This is a genomic window from Blastopirellula sp. SH421, assembly GCF_057808535.1.
Genome location: NZ_CM173712.1, coordinates 3,253,163 through 3,275,721 on the forward strand (window position 1 = coordinate 3,253,163; position 22,559 = coordinate 3,275,721).

Consider the following 22,559-nt stretch of genomic DNA (forward strand, 5'->3'; position numbering starts at 1 on the left):
AAACATTCCCAAAGAGAACAGCAAGAAAAGTATAAGCAAGTTCCAAGACATTGTCAATAGAAAATTGTCTGAAAAATTTCTGAGGAGGGATTTTTTGAGGATGGGAGAATTGCGGCCTAGAGGGGGCGAGAGGAAGACGCTGCTTTCGCGGAGCGAAAGGCGACTCTGGGGGGCTGCTGGCTCAAACGTCAGCATTTTTGTGGGCGGCGTTGACCCAGGGCTAGAATAGGTCGCCCTTTCAGGGCTAGGAAGGGGTAGGAAATGTGAGCGGGGAACCGTGTCAAGAAATGGCTTTGGAGACTGCTGCGTTCTTCCTTCTGCAAGGCAGAAAGAAGAACGAGAAGACATTGGAGGTCGGCCAGTGGCTCACAAAAAAAATGATATTTTGTGGGTGATGCCCCTGCTTAGTCGCAAGCATTGATCTGCTGCAATAGATTTGCCGGTGAATCGCTTTGCCGTCGTTCCCCTCCGATTCCCCCTGTAGTTGTTGGTAGAGTTACCTGACCGGTATGACGAGATCAACCTTTAATTATTAAATGAACCGTTGTGAGCTGTCTTAATTGTTTCTAGGCTTAGTCAGAGAGGCGGCGACGGCTCCAGGCTTAGAAAGCAACTTAAGTTCGTACGATTCAATGCCCTCCGCTACTTCGACGACTAACGGGCTTGTTGCTTCCTGAGTATAGAATTTTGGTATGATCCCGCTGCCAGATCTGCGGCGGCTCGGCGATTCTAAGACGAGGGCTGCGGGAGGCCCATCTTCACCGGCTTCCCCTTGAATATTAGTAACCGAAGCGGTCTCGGTTATTGGAATGACCGGCTCATTGACAACGACGCGATATTGCCCTGGAGGGCATCCCCGATAGTCTTGCAGGGCGTTAGGGACGATCGCGAGCAAATAAAATTTTCCTTGGCCGTCAACAAAGCCAGCAGCGCCAAGTCCGGTGGTGCCATCAGCTGGATGAAACGCGATGCTCTTGTTTGGCAACGGCTCACCGTCGAGGAAGAGCCTGCCTTCGACAGGCATTCGTAGGGGACCACCATCACTGCAACCGAGTAGCAGTAGCAAAATAAATGGGCAATAGATTTTCCATCGATAAATCATCTGTCTCACCTTACTGATTCACGAATTGCAAGAATAAAGTAGCAGCGATGATGATGGGTGTGGAGCGTCGGGGCGTTTGAAGAGCGGTGCTAGGGGATGCTGACGACCTCACCATCGGACATGGCGCACAGCTGATCTAAAAACGTGGGATTCGTCGTTTCAGAGACAAAATGAACCGATCCATCGGCCGCTAAAAAATTTGCGCCGCCGGGATGCAAGCTGGCGGACGCGACCCACCAACTGCGAGCGCGACCGCGGATCGGAACAAAAGGGGGACTTTGCCACGTGGGATGGACCTGTGGTTGATTCCAGATATTAATGCCGTTGTTCGCCCCGTTGTTATAGGGGTCGATCCCGGCCATGACCCAGCCGCGATACGCCCAGGCAGCAGCGCCGCCGTTGACATAGAACTTGGTCGTTTCGCCCATCATAAAGGTGTTAGACAGGCCATCGACGACTTCCGCTAGTCGCGTATTTACATCCGCGCCAAACATCCGTTTATTTGTGTTAGTAGGCAGGAGGTAGCTGTCGCACCTGTAAAACTCATTGACGGAAGCAATGAAGTCGTAGTTGGTCGCTGCTCCTGAATACGAGCCGCCAGGACCGTAAGCGGCTCCTACACATCGTCCCTTGACAGGGTTGTTGTCCGATAGACAAAGAAACGCTTGTAATTCTGTTTGGGCGGCTTGGGCGTTTCCATTGGTGATTGGATCGCCTACCACGGTTCCGGAGGCAGGCTGATAACTGCCGGGGTTTACGGAATAGGCTTCTTTATGATTGAACTGATCGTATACCGATTGTTGTTCAATATAGGGAAGCAGTGCGACCAGTCCGTTGGCATTCTTGATTTCACCGTTCACGGTGGCGCCAGCACAACCGCCGTAGCCGCGACTGAATGCCGGCAGCGCACTATGCGTATCCACATAATTGTGAAGCGCCAGACCCAGCTGTTTCATCTTGTTGCTGCAATCCATTCGCCGCGCCGCTTCGCGGGCTTGTTGGACCGCTGGTAGCAGCAGCGCGATTAACACGCCGATGATTGCGATCACAACCAGCAGTTCGACCAGGGTAAAGCCGAATCGTCTACGGGTTGTTGGTTGAAGGGATGCGCCGCTGGAAAGAGGAGAGCAAGCTTCCGAGCGAACGCGTGAATAACTAGCGAGAATAAGTCGATAAGAGCGAGCCATAACAGGAAATCTCCGAAGAGTAGACTGGGAAATTACCGCGAGCAACGCAACCATCCGCCAATGATCACACGTTCGAGTGTATCGTTTCTTCACACAAAATCGACACTTCATTTGGTGTAATAATTTGAAACGTCAGGTTGCATATAGTGCAATTTCTGAAATAGGGCTCCGCAATGTCTTGAATCCCCGCAATATCACTTTGCTAAATGGATTTCTCTTCCCCGGAGCAGCAATCACCTCAGATCGAGCGGATTTCGTCGGGATAAAAAAACAAGGGGACGCACAGGGAGAATGAAGCGGCAGGACCTCTGATTTGAGAGCTGAATCAGTAACCCAAACTGAATTCACTGCTCGGGCCGAATCCCTTTATGCTCTATCGCTGCGACTTCGTGCTGAACTCTTTGAGTTCAAGCAGATCGTGAGTCTGAACGAAGGCCAACCGTCGCCGTTTGGTGGCGCCAAAAATCATCCGGCCGAGAGGATGCGTTGGGGAAGACCCGCGACCATATCGGGTCGACAAAACAGCGAGGCTTGCGAAGCAGAATTCGCAAGCCTCGGCTGGGACAGAGGTGAAGATCTGCGGAGAGCTTGGCTCTACTTTTTTTGGGTCAGCTTCAATTCGATCGGTTGTCCCGAAGCCACAGTCGCGGTCAATTCAGACCGTTCTTGGCTGGAGTATTTGGGAGGGAGCGATTCCTTGGCCGGCGATTCGATCGCAGGCGTGGTATCACCTTCTGGAACCGCGGATCCATCGGGCATCAGGCGATAGCTGACCGCTACGCGGTATTCGCCTGCCGGCAATCCCTGACCTCCTCGGTGATACACAATATCAAACTTGCCTTCATCTCGGGTTCGACCTGCGCCCCCTACGCCAGGCGTATTATTGATCGGCAGAAAGTAGACGTCGGCATCCACTAGCGGCTTTTCATTCAGCATCACCACCCCAGGAACGGGAGCTAGTGGAGGACCATCATTGCTGGATCCAGCACAGCCGGTACAGACTGCACTTATCAGCAGGACGACTGGGATCGTCGCCTGCCGGAAGGATAGAATACTCATCGAGAACCTCTAATGAAAAAAATTTAGAATGGTATCCGCATGCTAAGGGAGTTGCGCCACCTCGCCATCAGAGATTTTTCCCAGTCCTTTTAACATGGTAAGGTCCATATTTTCTGAGAAGAAACTGACAGCGCCACTACCCAAGGCGAAATTAGCGCCACCCTTGTGAAGGCTGCCGACTTGTCCCCAGCTGCGCAAATTGCCGACCTGAGGGCTAGTCCCTCCGGTTGGGATGAACCAGACATTGATCCCGGGGTCGACGCTACCGCCGGTGGATACCCAACCACGCATGCCCCAAGCAGGCGCCTCGCCGTTGTTCACTTCTCGAGCCGTTTCACACAACATGATCGTATTCGAGGTGCCGTCGAGGATGTCACGGATTCTAGATTTGCTGTTTTCTCCAAACATCTTGCGTGTAGCCCCGTTCTGGGTCGCCCAGTAATTGCAGCTGATTGACTGATCTGTGCTGAATTCATAGTTCGTTTTTGCAGGCCCTGGTGCAACCGTCGTTCCATAAGGCGTGCCAGTTCCCAAGTGTGTGGTTCCAGAATCCGAAGGACAGAGAAAAGCGTCGAGAAGGATCGTCATCTGATTGGCGTTGTCGGCTGGATTGCCGGCCAGAGGCGCTCCCGATCCAGGGTAGCTGCAGCAAAAGCCGGTATTTTGAGCACTGTTGGCCGAACTCTGATTGATGCTGTCGTAAAGGGCCGACTGTTCTAAAAAAGGGAGCAGCAGGGACAAGCCGCTTTTATTATGTGTGGTTCTATTAGGGTCTGGAGTTCCCATCGAACACCAACCATAGTTGATTCCGGATGGTGGAAAAACTTTGTACGTATCGTGGTACATATGCAATGCTAGACCAACCTGCTTTAGTTTGTTGATACAACTAGCACGCCGCGCCGCTTCGCGGGCTTGTTGGACCGCTGGTAGCAGCAGCGCGATTAACACGCCGATGATCGCGATCACAACCAGCAGTTCGACCAGGGTAAAGCCGAGTCGTCTCCGGGTTGTTGGTTGAAGGGATGCGCCGCTGGAAAGAGGAGAGCAAGTTTCCGAGCGAACGCGTGAATAACTAGCGAGAATAAGTCGATAAGAGCGAGCCATAACAGGAAATCTCCGAAGAATAGACCGGGAAATTACCGCGAGCAACGCAACCATCCGCCAATGATCACACGTTCGAGTGTATCGTTTCTTCACACAAAATCGACACTTCATTTGGTGTAGTAATTTGAAACGTCAGGTTGCATTCAATGCAATCTTCAAAGCCAGGCGTGACAATGTCATGAATCCCCGCAATAACGCTTCACTAAATGGTGAACTCTTCCCGGGTGCAGCAGATCACGCCGATCCAGGTGATTTCAGGCGGAGAGAAAAGAGGGAGACGCCTGCCAAGAAAACGATGGAGCGACAAGCAATTAGAGCGAGATCAGCAAGCGCTGCGCCGCATTTGCGCTTGATTGGTTGCCTGTTGGGCAGTGGAGCGACGACGGAGAATGGTTTTCATTTCAACTTGATCTGGACGGCGAACGGACTGCCGACCGCGGCCGTGGTGGGATTCAAAAAATCAGCAGGACGAGCGGAGATCTCCGCAGTCAATTGGCATATTTCGGCAAGGTTCAGCGGCAATATCGTAGGAGTCGTCTTGGATAGCAGTTGCAGTGCACGTGTCGCATGCCGCGCCACGCCGGTGGACGATCCCACGCGGGCTTTGACCCCGGCTGCGGCCAGTTTGATCAGTCCCTTGATCGCGTCGGCTTGCTCCCCTGCTCTGTCCAATGCATGCCAGACCGCTTCCCACGCTTCGTGCGCTTCCCAGTAGTAGCCGGCGTTGAAGAGATCGATCCCCCACAAAAAAGATTCGCAGGTTCGCAGCTCGACTGGCTTTTCGATCGGCGACGATTCGACTTGGTAGCTGTGCCCTGCTGGATGCGAAATCGGATGCGCGTGCATCCCCGGCACGTAAGAGTACGGGGGGAGCGGCAGTTGGGGGAGATAGCGTTTCATCGGCGTCTCTGGTTTCCGTGGGCAGCCTGCCGCCGTATGCTGAAACAGGATCAAACGGTCGACGTTTTACAGGAAAGCATTCGTGGTGAGCGACGCAAAGGTTATTGTGGTCACAGGAGCCACCCGCGGGCTAGGCCGGGCGCTGGTGAGCCAGTTTGCGGCTGCCGGTCATACGGTGATTGGGTGCGGTCGCAGTGCAGAACATGTTGCGAATTTGACAGCCCAGTTTGGCGCGCCGCATCGGTTTGATGTGTTGGATGTGACGCAGTGTGAAATGGTTGCGAATTGGGCCGCAGCGGTGATCGCAGAATTTGGCGCGCCTGATCTGCTGGTCAATAACGCCGCGCTGATGAATGATTCGAAAGTATTGTGGGAAATTGATCCTGAGCAGTTCAGCGACTTGATTGACGTTAATTTGAAGGGGATGTTTTACGTCCTGCGGAGCTTTGTGCCGGCGATGGTCGCGCGCGAGTCAGGCGTAATCGTCAATTTCAGTTCGGGCTGGGGACGATCGGTTTCGCCGAAGGTCGCCCCCTATTGCAGCAGCAAGTTTGGGGTTGAAGGAATGACGCTGGCGCTGGCCAAAGAGCTTCCCCGGGGGATGGCGGCAGTCCCGTTTAGTCCCGGCGCGGTCAATACCGACATGCTGCAAATCTGTTTGGGAGCAAGCGCCAACGGGTTTTCATCGGCTGAAAAATGGGCCGAAGTCGGCGCTCCCTTTTTGTTGCAACTTGGCCCCCGCGACAACGGCAAGTCGCTGACCGCCGCTGTCTAAGTGACCAGTCCGATGCGCGATCATCCTGCTGATTGGACCGAAGATCGCCTGCTGGCCGTGTGCGAGATGCGCCGCGAGCGTCGCAGCGGTCCGGGGGGGCAGCACCGGAACAAAGTAGAGACAGCCGTCGTATTGACGCATCGGCCTACCGAAATCAGCGCCGAAGCGAACGAGCGCCGCTCTCAGGCCGAAAATCGCCAAATTGCGATCTTTCGGCTAAGATTACGCCTGGCAGTCCAAGTACGCGGCGAGACTTCGCTGGAAGATTCTTGCAGTGCGCTCTGGAAATCGCGGGTGCGAGGAGGAAAAATTGCGGTCAATCCGACGCATAGAGATTTTCCGGCGCTGTTAGCCGAAGCGCTTGACTACCTCGCGGCGGCCGATTGGGATGCAAAGTTTGCGGCTCAGGCGTTATCCTGCAGTACGACGCAGTTGGTTCGTTTTCTGAAGGATGAGCCAGCGGCGTTTCAACAATTGAATCAACAGCGGACGGAGCGTGGCTTGCGCCCGTTGACATAATGGCTCGCTGATCCGCCCCGGCGGTGGATTGCTCCGATGGATCGAGCAAGCGAGACGACTACTTCATCAAGGATAGCGAGATGCGAATTTGGATAGCTGTGCTCGGACTCAGCGTGATGTCGCTCGCGGCCACTAGCGCGACCGCAGCCGAGGCGATTGCTATTGCGGGGGAACCCTTTGGCGTTGGTCAAATCACTGTCTCGTTTCAGAGGGCCGATTTTGGCGAGCCGATTGATAGCAACGGCTTTTCGATCCACGAGGCCGATAATCGGATTTTCTATCCGGCGTTTGAAAAGCAACGCATGCTTGGCTTGTTGCAAAAGCTGACCGGCATTAGCAATGTGACGCCGCCGCAGCGAATGACGGTTTACTTTTTGTTCACCGGTACAGAGCCGCTCAATATCACAGTTTCGACGCCGACTCTGCAAAAGTTTCGCGTGACTCCGACTGTTCCGCCCCAGGCGTCGATGCTGACCGCCATGGAGACAGTTTGGTGGCGCAAGTACCACGAGAATCTGCGTGAGCAAAAAGATTGGGCCAATTACCCCATGGTGCTAGAGACCTACATGACTGCGATGCTGTCGCGGCGATTGGGTTTGCCGGCGCCTCCGCTATCGCAAAATGATTTGAACGATCGGGAAGCGTTCAGCCCTGAGCAATCGGTCTTTGTGCTGCTGAACTCTGACAAAGTCCGCGCGGCTGAAATGCGCTCGGTGATGTTGGACGAGTCGATGACAGAGCTGGCGACGCTGCCGGCGCCGCGTCCAATTAATTGGTCAGAGATCATCGCACCCAAGCCTACCACGGATGTTCCGATTGAGCCGCTGGCCAAAGCGGTGCCGCCGGAGTGTTTTTATATTCGCTTTGGCAAGTTGAGCAACTACCTGTGGCTGAACAAGCTGATGGATGAGAACGGCGGCGATCTAGGCATGATGATCGCCAATCGCGGCGTCAAGCTTGAGTTAAACGAAGTCGTTCAAAAACAGTTGGCTCTAAAGCAAAACGATCTGTCCGATTTGTTTGGCGATCAGGTGGTCGCCGACGTCGCGATGATTGGCCGAGACATCTATACCCGCGAAGGCGCCGCGTTTGGCTTGATCTTTCAGGCGAAATCGAACGATCTGCTGGCCAATGACATTAACAACAATCGCAAAGAATCGTTGCGGCTGAATAAAAAGCTGGGCGCAAAACTAGAAACTATCACGATCGCCGGGCAAGAGGTTTCGGTGCTGACGACGCCGGACAACAAAGTCCGCTCGTTTTATGCGCGACGCGGTGATTTTCATCTAGTGACCACGTCGCGCTCGATTGTCGAGCGATTTGTGACGCTGAACGCCGACACCGGCAGCTTGGGCGCCACGGCCGAGTTTCAACAGGCGCGCACATTCTTGCCGCTGAAGCGAGAAGACACGATTTTCTGCTACATGTCGTCACAGTTTTTTCAGGGGTTGTATAGCCCGCAGTACCGCGTCGAACTACGTCGCCGGTTGCGTGCGTCAACCGAGATTGAACTGCTGAAGATGGCGCGCGCCGCGGCGATGAATGAAGGCTTGGTCAATCTCACCGAAGCAGAATTGATCGAGCGCGGGTTTTTACCCACCTCGTTTGGCCAGCGTAGCGATGGCAGCCGCATTGTAGAGGTTGACGGCGTACTGCGAGATTCGCTGCGCGGAGCGCCAGGCAACTTTTTGCCGATCGCCGATGTTCCGGTGACCAAGGTCAACCTGGCCGAAGCGCGCGATTTCGAGAGCGTCCGCGAGTTTCATGTTTCGCACTGGAGTCAGATGGATCCGCTGATGGCGGGCATCTATCGCTTTAAGCTGGACGATGACGGGACCGAACGACTGACGATTGACGCGCGAATGACGCCGTTTGTCGAAGCGAAATACGGCATGCTAACCGATCGGCTTGGCCCGCCGCTCAAACGTCAAATCGAACCGACGGCCAGCGACGTGGCGATGCTGCAGTTTGTATTGCGAGGAGATGCGGACAACCAACTTTACCATTACGCACTTGGCTTGCAGGATGTGCCGTTTCCGATCGACAGCTATACCAGCGGCGGGATGTTAAACACGTTGCGGATGATGCAAGCGACGCCGGGCTATCTAACCGCTTGGCCGAAGCCCGGTTTGTTGGATCAACTTCCGGTGATCGGTGCGCTGGCGGCGCCAGACCAATATGGCTATACGCAGTTTCCGTTGGGGCTTTGGCGGCGCGAGTACAATGGCTTTTCGACCTTGTCGTTTCACCCCGATATTTTGCAGAATGTGACGCCGCAGTTGTCGCTAGCCGATAACCCGTATCCCGCGCAAGCTCGGGTGCACATCGGCGATATCTCTGATTCGGCCGTAACGCCGCTGGCCAATGCGATGGCGCAGTCATGGGCCAAACGCGGCTCGTTGGGAAGTGCGCGATTGTTTCATGCGATCTCCGCGCAGCTTGGCGTACCGCCGGAGAAAGCGAAAGGGTTTGCCGAAGATCTGCTGGCGCTTCAGTTTGTCTGCCCGCTAGAAGGAAAATATGAGCCGACAGGCGATGGAGATTCGACGCGCTGGATATCGACTGCTTGGGGAGATGGCCAGCGAGAGTTTGAAGCGAACTTTCTGAAATGGTTCCGCGGCTTAAACGCACGGGTCAACATGGGTGATGGCCAAGTGGTGCTCAACGCCGAACTCGACATGTGGCGCGAGAAGCCAGAACCGTCGTTAAAACTGCCGACCTTTAACTTCTTCGGACTCGGCGGCGCTGCACCGGCCAAAGCAGAGAAGTCGCCGGCCAAGAAAAAGCAGGCCGAAGAAATTGCGCCGCCGATGGCGGAAGGGCGTGATTTTTGAGGTGAATAGAGCGGTAGATCGCCCAAGATAATGTGTTTGTAAGAGCTGCAGACACGGCCTGGGTTACTTTGCGGCGGCTAATTTATGCTGAGGGTTCGCTGCGCACGACGCGCCACATTTGGGCCAACTCGCGTTCGAAGCCGCCTGACAAAATTGGAAATCGACACCAGGTTTTGGGGTCAAGATTTTCGTCGTCAAGATGGAAGCTGGGAGCGTATCTTTCGCGCTTCCATTGGTTACGCGACCAGAGTTTAAAGAACCGTTCGATCCATGCGGCCAGTTGTTGCTCGTCGTATTGAGGAAACTGAGCCAGCATTTGGCGATAGGTTTCTAGCGGCGATTGCTTGTCGCGGATGGCGGCGCGCTCGATCGCGTCAAGCAAGTCATACGGCATCAGGTCGGCTTCATCGGTTTGTCCTGACGCTTGCGGTCGCAGCTCGGCGGTGGGCGCTTGGACGTTGATTGCTTGCAGCGCTGGCGTTGCGCCAAAGCCAGCCGGGCCAGTCGTCTCCATCCAGGCAAGCCATTGTCGCAAAAATGCTTTGTCGATGCCGGCGATCGGGCACAGACCCCCGCTGGTATCGCCATCCATGGTTGCGTATCCGACCGCCGCTTCCGAACGATTGCTGGTTGATAACAGCAGAGAACCGCGGAGATTCGCCAACAGCCAGACGCTGGGCGAACGGGTGCGAGCCTGGATGTTTTGCAGCGCGATGTCGTCGGTTGTCCACGCGAGAGGTCGCCCTAACGCTTGAGCGCCTAGTTCGGTATACAACTCGACCAGGCGATCGACTTGGAAATGATGGAAGTTGGCGTGGATCGCGGCGGCGATTTGCTTGGCCGCTTGCAGCGTTGTTTCTCCACTGTTGCGCGTCGCTTGATAGACGCAATCGAGAGTTGCGCTGACCAGATCGTCAATGGCCGCCGCAGTTTTGGCGGCGGGGATAAAATCGAGCGAATGTTTGAGCGCTCCGAAGCCCAGTTCTTCTGCCGCCATGCGGAGCGACAAACTGCAGAGCAGCGCCGTCGCAGCCGAATCGGCGCCGCCGCTGAGCGAAACGACGTACCCGCGCGAGTGACTCTTACGCAAGTAGTCGTACAGGCCAAGCGCGACAGCGCGGGTAAATTCTTCTTGCTTGACATGGCTTCCCGTTTCCCAGGCGGCTCGCACATAGTGAGCAGGCTCTGGTTCGATCTCGGGCAGCGTAAACGGGACGCGCACCAACGGTTGCTGCGAGGCTTGATAGTTAGGGCGAAACGCATCGCTGCGAGCGCGGTACATCCGCGTCAGGTCGAGATCAATCACCGCCGTGGTGACCAAATACGCATGGAACGAAAGTCGCGGCCCGACCGCCAGCATGCGGCCGCCGGTGGCGATCATTGCGTCGCCGTCATAGATGGCGCGGCCTGCTTCGTTGCCAAGCAGATTTGCGTAGATATAACTTGCATGGAATGCTCTCGAACCTTCGAGCACAAACCGTTGGCGGATTTCATGCTTGCCAAAGGCAAAGTGGCTGGCGCTGGGATTGAGAATGATGTCGACGCCGATCTGCGCCTGACGACTGCCAGGACGATCCGCAACCCACGCGTCTTCGCAGATTTCTAAGCCGATCAGTGCATCTTCAATCTGGAAGACGAGATCGCCAAACGGATAGGTGCGATCCTCGATTTCGACTTCGGCCTGCAATCCCTCGGGCCAAGGCTTAAACCAGCGAGGCTCGTAGTGGATGCCGTCGCCGGCTAAATTTTGCTTGGGGACAAAGCCGGCGATCTCGCCATCGGCCAGGATCGCGACCACGTTGTACAGCACGCCGCGATAGGTCATCGGCAGCCCCAGCGTGACAAACATATCACGCGTGCGGGGAGCAATCTCTTGCAGCACGGCCAGAGCGGTGCGTTGGACGTCGGCCGAAAGAAACGCATCCTCACAGCCGTAGCCGGTGATGCACAACTCTGGCAGACACAAGATCGACGCTTCGTTGAGATTCGCCTCTTCGATGGCGGCCAGAATGCGATCGCGGTTTCCGGCCCAATCGAGCGGCGTTTGATTGACGACGGCGGCAGCGACCTTGACCAGTTTCACCAAATCAGCCTTTCAAGGTGTTGAAATAACACTATCTATAGAATAACTAGATACCGCCCCAGCGAAAGAGGTTCAGGCGAACTCTCACTATATCTACGCCAACAGAAAAAGGCTGCCGCTCAATTTGGCTTCTGACTGCGAATAGGCAGCTTCCGCCTGTTGGGAGAAATAGCGGAGACTGGCAGGTTGGGGGTTTTTGGCAGGTTCGCCGCGAGTCTGTGAAGAAGCTGTGTCGGCGGAAGCTGGCAAGGAGGCGGCAGCGGACGGCTGTTCTGTTTTTTTCGCCGATTCTTGTTCCTGAAGCTCTGCTTGGGCTGCTTGACCCAGTTGAACCGCGGCGGCTGCGACCGCTTTGTCTTGCGACGACGGTTCGCCGGGGGACAAAGCGGCTGCCTGGATTACGCGGGCCTTCTCAAGCGTCGCAGCGGGATCTCCCTCGATAGGTGAAGTATCGATCTGGACTTCGCCGCCGATCGCATAACGCTGGCCGTCTGGGGCTTGCTGATAGGTGTAACTGGGGCCGCCCAGGGCATAGGGGCCGGCCGCCGTTAGATGGGCTTGCTCATGCTGACGAACCTCTTGGTCACGGCTTTTGAGCCGGTTAACCTGATCTTGCTCTTCCGGCGTCAGGTCGACCACAGCAGAGGCGCTGTCTGGATCTTCGGATGCCGCTGCGCTCAACGCTGCCGAAGAAAGAGTGAGTTCGTCCTCGGGCTGAGTCGACTTGGAGGGGAGAGCGATCGAAGAGTTGCGAACTGGGGCCGAGGTCGAACCGCTGCGCAGCGTCGAGCCGATTAGGCTGGCTGACGAAAGTAGCAACGGTTGAACGTGCATGGCCCAACTACAGATGGAAAATCAGATTGCTCCATCCTCCGTTTCGACATTAGACGGCCGAGACTTGGCCAGTTTTCCGAATATACCGGTAAAACGGGGGAAAAAGTTCTGACGATTGCCCGATGTAGGGACGCCCAGAAGTTAATCTGGGGCCAAATGTTAACCGTATCCGAGCTCTTGCAAATCGTCTTCAGAGAGCCCGTGGAAGTGCCCCAATTCGTGGAGGATGGTGATGCGAATTTGGTTTCGCAATTCCTCCATTGTCAGGTTTCCGGCGATTGTGATTGTCTGGGCGATGATTCCTTCGCGAAAGATCTGAATCGCGTCTGACAAGATCCCGCTATGCGTGACACTCTTTTCTGTGAGCGGAATCCCTGTATAAAGGCCACACAGATGACTGCGATGCAGGATGCGCAATTGCTTCATCAGGCCGAGCGACGGATGGTCTTCGACGTACAGGGGAACTTGATCCAGAATTTGATGGACTGCCTCGGGAAGTTCGGCCAAGACGGCGTCCAGTTCGGTATCAAATAGATTTCGTAGTTCAGAATTCATGCAGCGTTTTCTCGGGTCCACCAGAGCTTTCTACCGACAACCATAGGCAAAAAACGGTTCCAAGCCAAGATTGCGTCTGCTGGATCGAACAAGAGATCGAGGCCGAGTTCGACAATATTCTTGAAAAGCTTGCTCAGTCGAAGACAATAGGCGACATGTTAGGACTGCAATTCACTATTCGAGGCATGTTGTTAAGCACCGCCGTGTTGGCGGTGGTCTGTTGGACATTGGCCAGCGCCGTACGTGGACATCCCTGGGCGGTCGCGGTGATGCTCTCGCTGATCGCACTGGTCGTTTGGGCGATTGGCCAGGTTTTGTTGCTCGCATTCGCCGCGCTGGCTTCGCTGGTGTTTGGCGCTACGCAACGTAAAAAGCTTCAGTCTCCGTTCGCGCATGAGACGCCTGCTCCGCAGATCTTGCCGACCGATCACCATGTTGCAGATTAAAGCCGCCGCAGATTAAAGCCTATTGTCGCCGTTACTTTTCTGAGGAAAAAATATTCCCATGCATGCAGACAGGCGAACGCAGTGTGCGTTGGGGATGCTGGTTGGGGTCGTGCTTATAACGGCGACCGCTTGGGGACAAAACCGGGGAGTCGTTTCGTTTCCGACAGGCGGCAAGTCAGCTAAGCACCAGTTGACGATGACCATCGATACAAACTGGGTCGAAAATAGCGGCTATCGCCCGATCTGGGTCACGGTCAATACTTCCAACGGCATGCCGACCAAAGCCGATCGGGTGCTGACCGTCGATTTGAGCGGCGTCGATTGGCGCAGTCATCAGATCATGCGGATCAGCGCCGTGGTCGAACTCCCTCAAGGAGCGACCACAGCGACCACCGAGATTTCAGCACCTTCGACTTCGTTCTGGTACCAGATGAATGTCACTACCTATGAGAACGGGACCGAATTGAAAGAGCTGTCGACCCGGGATGATAGTCCGGTTCAGATTTCTGACAATTATGGCAACTCTGGCAGCGAGGCATTTCCGGCGATCCTCGTGATCGACTCGGATGCTCCGAGCCGCGATCAACGAATCGCCTGGTACAACGAGCAGGTGAAATTGATCCTCGACAATCAGGCAAAGTCGCCGCTTCCTGATTTACGCGTCTTAATCAATGAAGTGATCCCTTCAGAACGGGGAGCGGTCAACACGCTGATCGGCGGTGGTAAAACCGGATTGGAAGTTCTCAATACACTCTGGATACTCGGGCGGATCGAGATCTTAAATCCACGCGAGTTGCCTCAAAAATGGGTGAATCTGACTTCGGTCGATCTGATGTTTGTCGCCTGGGCTGATCTGCAGGGGATGCAAGCGAATCAACCCGAGCAATTTGCGGCGTTAACCGAATGGGTACGCAGCGGCGGCAATTTGATTGTGACCGATCTAACCGAGGGAAAAGCATTTGCCGCGGATTGTAAAGAACTAACAAAACTGCTGGGAATGCCCCAGGCCAGCGTCGGTGAGGATTGGACCGATCGTAGTCCATTTGCGCGCCGAGCCGGAATCGATCAGCTGCGCACGCGGGGATATTCTGGCAACACTTATGCCGAGTCTTATGTGGCGGATGATGGAGAGTTTCGGATCGGAACCGATCCCCATGGGCTAGCGCCACCTTTGGAATTGAAAATGCGCCCTTGGCAAATGGGCTTGGTCATCGCGATTGCTGGTTCGCCGTTCCCCGGCGACTCGCGTCAATGGAAGGATCTGCTGGATCGAATCGGCAGCGATCGTTGGATGTGGTTCCAGCGTAACGGGCAGTCGCAACTGCGCGACAATTCCCACTACTGGCAATTTATGATCCCAGGCGTAGGTCAGGCTCCGGTGACTTCGTTTCAGGTCCTGATCTCGTTGTTTGTGATTGTCATTGGGCCGGTCAACTATTTCCTCTTACGCAGTGCGGGGCGACTCAACTGGATCATTGTGACGGTGCCGGCCGGTGCGGCGATGGTGACGTTCGCGCTGATCGGTTTTGCGTTATTTTCGGACGGCTTTGGAGTCAAGCTGCGAACGCGCGGAGTTACTCTGTTGGATCAGCGAACAGGCGATGCGGTCACCTGGTCACGGCAAGCCTACTATGCTGGCCTCGCGCCGTCTGCGGGGTTTGTCTTTCCGCGCGATACGGCGGTGTTCGAGATCAATCAGTCACGCGACGATCGGGGACAGGATCAGCTCTTTTTACTCAGTGAAGACTCGCAGCATCTCAAACGGGGGTACTTTCGTTCCCGCGTTACGCATCAAATGCTGGTAGTACGACCGAGCAAAACGGAATTGAAATTAGCAATCACCCCCCGCGGCGATACCGTAGTTATCAAAAATTTGCTCGGCGTGGATATCAAAGAGGTCGTGATCACCGGTAAGGACTCCAAGCATCTGTTTGCGACCAAGGACTTGAAAGCCGGAGAAGAGCGAACGCTGACGATCACCACGCCGCAGATCGCCGGTGAGATTCGAGGTCGAATCAGCAAATTTGACCTGCAATTACCGGCGGGCTTTGATCAGTACGCTTATAACGCCAGTAATCGTTACAACCGCGGCAACTATTATCGACAGATTCCAGAAGAGGCGATTGCGGTCTCGCATGCGACCAGTCGGCTGGAACGAGAATTGAACGAGTCGGTGCGGTCCGGAATACCTGGCGCTCCGCACAGCTACGAAGCGCTGGTCGAACGGAGTTCGTTGACACCGGTCGGAGTGCCGGAGTTTCAATCAGAGTTAAGCTTCGAGATGATCCGGGGGAAATGGTAAGCCGATGATTGCGACCGCTACTCCGATGATTGAACTACGGCGATTGCATCGCTTTTTTGGCGCGACCAAAGCGGTGAACGACATCTCGTTTGAAGTCGCCGCGGGCCAGGTGTTTGGCTTTATTGGTCCTAACGGGGCCGGTAAGACGACCAGCATGCGCATCTTAGCGACGCTCGATCTGCCGACTGCTGGCGATGCGCTAATCGATGGATTTTCGGTCATTAGCGACCCCGACCGCGTCCGGCGTCGGTTGGGATTTATGCCCGACTATTTTGGCACTTATTCCAATGTGAATTGTTGGGAGTACCTTGACTTTTTCGCGCGTGCATATGGTCTGCGTGGCCATGAGCGACGCCGCGCGCTGAACTACACGATGGACTTTACCGGGCTCGACGTGTTGGCCAAGAAACCGATCAGCGGACTCTCGAAAGGGATGAAGCAGCGGTTGTGCCTAGGACGAGCGATGATCCATGACCCCGCCGTTCTGATTTTGGACGAACCGGCTGCGGGTTTAGATCCCCGAGCGCGAATCGAACTGCGCGTGATGATCAATCGCTTGGCGAGCGACGGAAAATCGATCTTGGTTAGTTCGCACATTTTGACCGAATTGGCCGAGATGTGCGACATTGTCGGGATTATCGAACAAGGACAATTGCTGGCCACCGGTAGTGTGGCCGATATCCAGCGCGGTCAAGTTTCGCATTCAACGGTGCGAGTTCGTTGTTTGGAGAATCCCGCAGGATTGGCCCAATGGCTGACGGAGCGCGAAGATCTGTCCAACGTGCTTGTCGACGGCGAACTGGTGATCTTTTCGCATGCCGGCGATCGCGTCTCCGAGGCGGCGCTGCTGCGGGAGATGATCTACGCCAATTTTGTGATTGCCGAATTCGGCGCCAAACATACTTCCTTAGAAGATGTCTTCCTGACGGTAACCCAAGGCAGAGTGCAATGACGACGGTGGAGTCGGCCGCAGTACTGGAAGAGCCCACGCAGACGCCGCCAGCAACTCGCTTGCGGCGTTTTGACGAATTGGTTGAATACGGTAGCGAGTTCTTGAATCCGATTCTGGTGAAAGAGACGCGGCAAGCGCTCAAGAGTCGGCAATTCGCCATCACGTTCACCCTGGTCTTGGCTTGCGGTTGGGCCTGGTCGCTGTTGGGGGTAGCGCTAAATTCGCCGGCAATTTACTACTCGGCCAACGGACCCATCATGCTGGTTGGCTACATCGATATTTTGCTGTTTCCGCTGCTGGTGATTATTCCATTCACCGCGTTTCGTTCGTTGGCGGGGGAACGTGAAGATGGAACGTACGAGTTGCTATCGGTATCGACCCTGCCGCCGACCAAGATCATCAGCGGAAAACTGGGGAGCGCCATCCTGCAGATGATCGTCTATCTGTCGGCGCTGGCTCCGTGCGTTGCGTTTACTTATTTGCTGCGCGGCATCGATATCATCACGATTGGCTACGTCATGATGGCCGCGATTTTGGGTTCGGTGATTTTGTCAATGGCAGGTCTGCTGTTGGCGACGGTGACAAACTCCAAGTCCTGGCAATCCGTGTTGTCGGTCGCCGTCATTATCTTGTTTTTGTTCGCTTTCTTTTCATCACTGGGGCTAACGCTCGCCGTCGTCGTCGAAGATACCGGTTGGCGGCAATATGATAATTCGCAATTTTGGACCATGACGGTCTGCATCCTGACCTTCTATTTCAGCTATTTGGCGCTAATGTATTTTGCCGCCGCCGCAGCCATTTCGTTCGCCAGCGAAAATCGTTCGACAAAACTGCGGGTGGTGATGCTTGTGCAGCATTTCCTGTTTTTCATCTGGTTTTGTTGGGGATTTATCGAATCCTCCTATGATGAGGATGCGCTGCTGGTGATGATTTCGTTCTTGGCGATTCATTGGGGTATCCATGGAGCGTTAATGGTCGGCGAAAGTCCGGTCCTATCACCGCGCGTTCGGCGCTCGATTCCCAAGGCAATTTTCGGTCGGTTGTACTCCAATTGGTTTTTGCCTGGACCGGCGCGCGGCTATTTATTTGCCGTGAGCGGCATGGTCAGCGCGGCGATTTCGATCGTCGTGTTGGCTGCGGTGATTCAGCAGTCTGCCCTGAGCACAAATCTCGATTTTGAAAGGCTCATTGCTTATGTCGCCGCTGCGACGTCGTATGTGGTAATTTACCTGGGCGTCGGACGATTATTGATGATCGGCTTGCGCCGCTTGGGATCAGGCGATATTTTTCTATCCGCGATCATTCATCTCTTACTGCTGCTGTTTGGCGTTTTTCTGCCGATCATCATCCAGCTTTCAAGCTATTGGCTGCCTAACGACGAATATAGCCTGGTGCAGATCTCCAATCCGTTTTGGACGCTGGTTGAGATCGGGGGAGATTCGATGAGTGTTTGGGATCCGGAGCTTGGTCTCAGCATTCTGCTACTAGTGCTTAGCGCCGGGATCATGCTATTTCTGCAAGTGATTATCTCGGCAGCGGATATCGTCCCAACTTCGCAAGCCGTCCCGGTACGCGTCCAGGAAGAAGAACTCTTGCTCTCGCCGCACGCATCGACAGGGTTTGATGACCCCTGGGATGAGAAATAACGATTGCGTCGATTGTGTTGAGTTTATCCTGGTTGGGCGCCGAACAACTCTTTCAATTTGTTCGATAACTCCAGCCGCTGGGCTCTTTTCGCCCTACGCTAAAATAGGCAGGCATTGTCTCAAGCGTGGGGTAAGCGAACGATGATGATCGACATCAAAACTTGGTTGGGATCGATGGCGGCTTTTGATCAGGATGCCGCACCCACGCTCGTCGTGGCGGCATTATCACTGGCAGTCGGCGTGTTGGTCGGCTATTTGCTTTCAGGCCGCTTTCGCAACGCGACCATAGCGATCAAGCCAGACCTCAAAGCGGCCGAAGGTCGACGATCGCAGCTTTACGAAAAACGGCAGGTCATCCTGCGCAGGTTGCAAAACGACCTTGATCTGCTGTTAGAAAACCAGATTGAGGTGCGCAATCTGATGTCTACCCAGGTGATCCGCGTTTCGCCGGGACGCTCGATTGCAGAAATGCGTCAGCTGATGAGCACCCAGCATCTACGGCATCTGGTGGTGGTTGACGATGCAGAACGAGCTGTCGGCGTGATCAGCGACCGAGACCTGCTGTCTGCAAAAGATGGCGTCGCCGCCGATGTGATGCAGAGCCCGGTGATGGCGGTCTCGCCAAGATCGATGCTTTTGCCGAGTGTCTCGCATATGATCGAGAACAACATCTCGTGTCTGCCGGTGGTGGATGCGGATCGTGTGGTTGGCATCATTACCACGACAGATTTGCTGCTTACCCTGCAAAGCATTTTGCGTATTTTGCAGATGGAGCAAATTTCGCGAGGCGCACCGGCACGGTCGCCAGAGTACGCCGAAGCCTGTTCAGGCTAAATAGTTTAGCGTCGCGCTATTTGTTGCTGGGGCGGACGACGCGCAGTCGGATCGGCAAGGAAGCTTGATTTCCCTCGACTTTGGTCGAAGCCTGAAAGGTGCGCTCTGACGCAGGTGTCCACACGGCGGCGGTTAGCTGCAAGGTGCGCTCTGACTCACCCGCAGGAATCAATACTCCGCTAAGACCAATGTTGTCAACGATGACCCCATGTGGAAGGTTGCTGACATCGAACTGTATACGATCGTCAAAGCCATGGCGGTCGACCCGCAGTTGGCATGTAATCGTTTCGCCGGCGACGATGGTCAGTTCTTCGATAGTCGGAAACTTGTAGTCCGGCACGATCGGCGGCTCTGCAGATGCAGACAAACGAAAATGCCCCAGTTGATGCCCTGGATTCCCCTCGTGACGCAACTCGCAAATTAGTTTTCCCGCGTTGGTCGCCACCAAGGGTTGCGCCAGTTCTAGCTTGGCATGGTGCGCAGGATCTTCGCCGTTTCGTTTGACCGGAAACTTGCCCTTTTGGGGTTCGGCGATCGCCCAGCCTGTTTGGGGATCGTCATCAATCAGTCCCGCCGCGCTGAAACCTTCTTGGGCATAATCAACGTTGGCCGCAGCAATCTGTATCGGCTGAGGCGCCTGACCGTCCTTCTGATACCAGAGCTTAATGCTGGATAAAACAAAGTTGCCGTTCTCTGCGCCGCGCCCCGGCGAGCCGCTCGGCAGCGACGCATGCCCTAACACGTCGAGAGCGATTGCCTGAACGGTTTCGCCTGCTGGAAGCGGGATTTCTAGGCGATAGTGATCGTGATCGGGGTTGGCGCCGATCGCTAAGAGCGAACCATCGTTGAGTAGGGCCAGCTCCGACTTCTCATCGCTGGTGGCGTACTGCTCGGGACGCAAAGTCTTCCAACTGCGACTAGGCGGCGGATTACCAAAGGGGCTGCCGGGCGAAGTTTGGGGAGAGAGAAAGACCGCCAATTTGGGACGCTCGGCAAGTTGGATTTTGCCGAGACTGCCGACCTGTTTGATCACATCCTGTCCATCAATCTTTGCTTTGGCGATCACCTGAGAAGTGGCCTGATTGGCGGCGGTTGGCGCCGGCGCCCAGGGGAGCGCTGTGATCACGCCGGTCGCTTCGAGATGCCCTGCTTCGATCACCAGCGGCGAGATCGTCTGAAAGCCGGGGGGCAACCCGGTGATTTCGACTTCTACAGGCCCGGTGAAGTTGTCGAACCGTTCGATCTTCAGGGTAAATTCTTTACCGCTGCCAGCGTTGATCGTTGGATTGGCGCCTTCGAGCTTGGCCGAGAAGTCAGCCAGCGGGCGTCGCGCAATCAACTGATACTTGAAGTCGGCGCCTTCAAAGCCGCGGACATCGCGAACTTGTACGAGATACTCACCGTCCTGCGGCGCGACAAAGGTCAGCAGCGAGTCTCCTGCTCCGCGTCCCTGACTGTCATCGTCATTTTGATAGTTCAGCGAAAACGTGGGCAAACCGTTGTCAGGCAACTCCGACCCAGGCGCGTAGGGCTCGACAATATAGCAAGGTTCAAACAACGCATGCGCATGGGAGGTTGTATCAAAGTAAGACCGACGATTTCCTTGTCCGGGATAAAAATTAAAACCAGAGTCAGGCCCCTGCGGCATACGATAGAGCCGCACGACTTCTCCCTGGATATAGAGAAATTGATTTAGTTCCATCTCTTCCCAATTGGTCGTGCGGCAATCGATGGTGGAAGAGTTGATGCCGCGGAAGGTTACTTCGGCATCACGTACTGCGCGCAACAAGACGCTGGGGACCGGCGCCCCGGCTGCGTCGAGGATCTCCAGAGACGTATCCGCAGGACTTTTGTCACGCGCCGCGCGCGTCTCAAAAATGATCTGTTCACCGGCCTTGGCCGAGAAGCGATAAAGATCAATGTCGGCGCCTGCGGCGTCATCTTGCAAGCCGCCGCGAACCACTTGTGGCCAAGCCAATGGCGCGGCTTGCTCTACCAGGTTATTTGGTTCTACTTCCTCAATTGTCGGCAGCTTGTCCCACGCGACATGTTGGGGCGAACGAATCGCTTGGGGGGGCTGATAAGGGAGTCCAATCGCTTCGGCGGCGGAGCTCAATTTGGAACGCATCGCCGCCAGGGGTTCGACTTGCCAATCTCCCCGAGCCAGCGCGATCAGCGCTTGATCTTGGGTTACCGCCAGCGAGACGGGCCAATCTGCCTGATGCGGGGTTTCGCCCAGCAGTTCCATGTCGGCGAAACGCCAAAATCGCACGGTCCGATCTTCAGCAGCTGAAACCAGCAGTTTGCCATCGGGCGAAAGAGTCAAATCCAAGATCGGCGCGTCGTGTGCAAATTTTGTAAAGAGAAGCCGATTGGTTCCTTCGGCGGCCGACTTACTGACTTGCCAGACGCGGATCCGATTGTCGGCGCCGGCTGCGGCGACTCGATCCCCATCAGGCGAAAAACAGACGGCATTGGTCTCGTCGGTCGCTTCGCCAAACGTCTCTAGCCGCTCACCGCTGGCGATCTCCCACAGCTTGACGGTTCGGTCGGCGCTGCACGTCGCTAGAACTTGAGAATCGGGACGGAAGGCGAGATCGTAGATCGCGTCGTTGTGTCCGGCCAGAGTCTTGCGTGGTGTGCCAGAGGGGAGATCCCAAAGGATCGCATCTTTGTCATAGCTGCCGGTCGCGAGCACTTGACCATCCGGTGAAAAAGCAACCGAATAAATCGCGTCGCGATGTCCGCGAATGGTCTGTCTTAGCTCACCGGTCACGGCGTCCCAAATGCGGACTTCCCCACTCACGCCAACTTGCCCCCCTGCCCCGGCAACCAAAGCTCCATCGGCCGAGAAAGCAATCTGATTGACCTTGCCGGTAAACTCTAACCGATGCAGCGTTTTGCTGTCAGGAAACGTCGCCAGTTCGACCTTCCCATAACGGGCGATCGCCATCAACTGCGCGTTGGGCGAAAGGGCAATGCTGCTGGTCGCTGGTTGTAGATCAGCACGGACAGCGATTTGTGGGACATTCATCATGGCCGGCGCGTCATCCGCTGCGGGACCTTGCGCACCTGATTGAATCCAGCGGCGCAGTAATTGGATTTCGTCTGCAGTTGGCTGCGGCTCCTCTGCTGGCGGCATCTTGGGTTCGCCTTCTAATGCGAGTACGGCCAGCAACAAGCTTTGATCAGGCTGAGCTGCAGAGAGAATAGCGCCACTTTCGCCGCCTGCCTGTAGGCCATCGTAAGAGGTCAAGATTAACTCGCCATTTGCATCATCCGGATTGTGGCAACCGGCGCAATATTTGGTCAGCAACGGCGCTACATCGCGCGTGTATTCGACTGTTGGCTCGGCTGCCGATGCTGACAGCGTTGCACCCAGCAGAACGGTGGTGAGTAATAAAATTCGCATCGCATGCCGGCGGGG

17 protein-coding genes are annotated in these 22,559 nt (G+C 55.3%); 8 read left to right on the plus strand and 9 right to left on the minus strand.

The features are described from left to right. Window positions 1–556: 556 nt before the first annotated feature. From SH421x_RS13620 to SH421x_RS13640, 5 genes are all read right to left on the minus strand, one after another. The gene (locus SH421x_RS13620) at window positions 557–1,024 is read right to left on the minus strand and encodes a hypothetical protein (protein WP_488856303.1); all 468 of its coding nucleotides are present in this window, start codon (window positions 1,022–1,024) and stop codon (window positions 557–559) included. Window positions 1,025–1,191: 167 nt separating this feature from the next. Next, complete coding sequence (locus tag SH421x_RS13625) at window positions 1,192–2,289, minus strand: DUF1559 family PulG-like putative transporter (RefSeq protein WP_488856304.1); 1,098 nt, start codon at window positions 2,287–2,289, stop codon at window positions 1,192–1,194. Window positions 2,290–2,883: 594 nt separating this feature from the next. Further along, window positions 2,884–3,348, minus strand: a complete 465-nt coding sequence (locus SH421x_RS13630) for a hypothetical protein (protein ID WP_488856305.1) — start codon at window positions 3,346–3,348, stop codon at window positions 2,884–2,886. 42 nt (window positions 3,349–3,390) lie between these two features. Then, complete coding sequence (locus SH421x_RS13635) at window positions 3,391–4,431, minus strand: DUF1559 family PulG-like putative transporter (RefSeq protein ID WP_488856434.1); 1,041 nt, start codon at window positions 4,429–4,431, stop codon at window positions 3,391–3,393. A 417-nt stretch (window positions 4,432–4,848) separates the two neighbouring features. Further along, window positions 4,849–5,352: a DUF309 domain-containing protein gene (locus SH421x_RS13640; protein ID WP_488856307.1), complete on the minus strand. Its 504-nt coding sequence runs from the start codon at window positions 5,350–5,352 to the stop codon at window positions 4,849–4,851. Between the two features lie 85 nt (window positions 5,353–5,437). Here SH421x_RS13640 and SH421x_RS13645 point away from each other — a divergent pair, with 85 nt between their 5' ends. From SH421x_RS13645 to SH421x_RS13655, 3 genes are all read left to right on the plus strand, one after another. Beyond that, window positions 5,438–6,127 (plus strand): SDR family oxidoreductase, encoded by a 690-nt coding sequence (locus SH421x_RS13645; protein ID WP_488856308.1) that lies wholly within the window; start codon window positions 5,438–5,440, stop codon window positions 6,125–6,127. A 12-nt stretch (window positions 6,128–6,139) separates the two neighbouring features. After that, window positions 6,140–6,646: a peptide chain release factor family protein gene (locus SH421x_RS13650; protein ID WP_488856309.1), complete on the plus strand. Its 507-nt coding sequence runs from the start codon at window positions 6,140–6,142 to the stop codon at window positions 6,644–6,646. An 80-nt stretch (window positions 6,647–6,726) separates the two neighbouring features. After that, complete coding sequence (locus SH421x_RS13655; protein ID WP_488856310.1) at window positions 6,727–9,480, plus strand: hypothetical protein; 2,754 nt, start codon at window positions 6,727–6,729, stop codon at window positions 9,478–9,480. 82 nt (window positions 9,481–9,562) lie between these two features. Here SH421x_RS13655 and nadE read toward each other — a convergent pair whose 3' ends face one another. From nadE to SH421x_RS13670, 3 genes are all read right to left on the minus strand, one after another. Then, window positions 9,563–11,563 carry an NAD(+) synthase gene (gene nadE, locus SH421x_RS13660; RefSeq protein WP_488856311.1) on the minus strand — a complete coding sequence of 667 codons (2,001 nt, stop codon included), beginning with the start codon at window positions 11,561–11,563 and terminating at the stop codon, window positions 9,563–9,565. A 93-nt stretch (window positions 11,564–11,656) separates the two neighbouring features. Then, the gene (locus SH421x_RS13665) at window positions 11,657–12,397 is read right to left on the minus strand and encodes a putative metalloprotease CJM1_0395 family protein (protein WP_488856313.1); all 741 of its coding nucleotides are present in this window, start codon (window positions 12,395–12,397) and stop codon (window positions 11,657–11,659) included. A 159-nt stretch (window positions 12,398–12,556) separates the two neighbouring features. Beyond that, window positions 12,557–12,952: a metallopeptidase family protein gene (locus tag SH421x_RS13670; RefSeq protein ID WP_488856314.1), complete on the minus strand. Its 396-nt coding sequence runs from the start codon at window positions 12,950–12,952 to the stop codon at window positions 12,557–12,559. Between the two features lie 155 nt (window positions 12,953–13,107). Here SH421x_RS13670 and SH421x_RS13675 point away from each other — a divergent pair, with 155 nt between their 5' ends. The 5 genes from SH421x_RS13675 (at window position 13,108) to SH421x_RS13695 (ending at window position 19,132) form a co-directional block, all read left to right on the plus strand. Then, complete coding sequence (locus tag SH421x_RS13675; protein WP_488856316.1) at window positions 13,108–13,398, plus strand: hypothetical protein; 291 nt, start codon at window positions 13,108–13,110, stop codon at window positions 13,396–13,398. 58 nt (window positions 13,399–13,456) lie between these two features. Further along, window positions 13,457–15,700: a hypothetical protein gene (locus SH421x_RS13680; protein ID WP_488856317.1), complete on the plus strand. Its 2,244-nt coding sequence runs from the start codon at window positions 13,457–13,459 to the stop codon at window positions 15,698–15,700. Between the two features lie 4 nt (window positions 15,701–15,704). Continuing rightward, window positions 15,705–16,652, plus strand: coding sequence for an ABC transporter ATP-binding protein (locus tag SH421x_RS13685; protein ID WP_488856319.1), 948 nt, complete (start codon window positions 15,705–15,707; stop codon window positions 16,650–16,652). Beyond that, entirely contained in the window at window positions 16,649–18,298 is a 1,650-nt protein-coding gene (locus tag SH421x_RS13690; protein ID WP_488856320.1) for an ABC transporter permease, read from the plus strand. Before SH421x_RS13685 ends, SH421x_RS13690 begins: the two co-directional genes overlap by 4 nt. 141 nt (window positions 18,299–18,439) lie before the next feature. Further along, window positions 18,440–19,132 (plus strand): CBS domain-containing protein, encoded by a 693-nt coding sequence (locus SH421x_RS13695; protein ID WP_488856321.1) that lies wholly within the window; start codon window positions 18,440–18,442, stop codon window positions 19,130–19,132. 16 nt (window positions 19,133–19,148) lie between these two features. Here the strand turns inward: SH421x_RS13695 and SH421x_RS13700 are convergent, their stop codons facing one another. Continuing rightward, complete coding sequence (locus SH421x_RS13700; RefSeq protein ID WP_488856322.1) at window positions 19,149–22,544, minus strand: WD40 repeat domain-containing protein; 3,396 nt, start codon at window positions 22,542–22,544, stop codon at window positions 19,149–19,151. Window positions 22,545–22,559 lie beyond the last annotated feature (15 nt).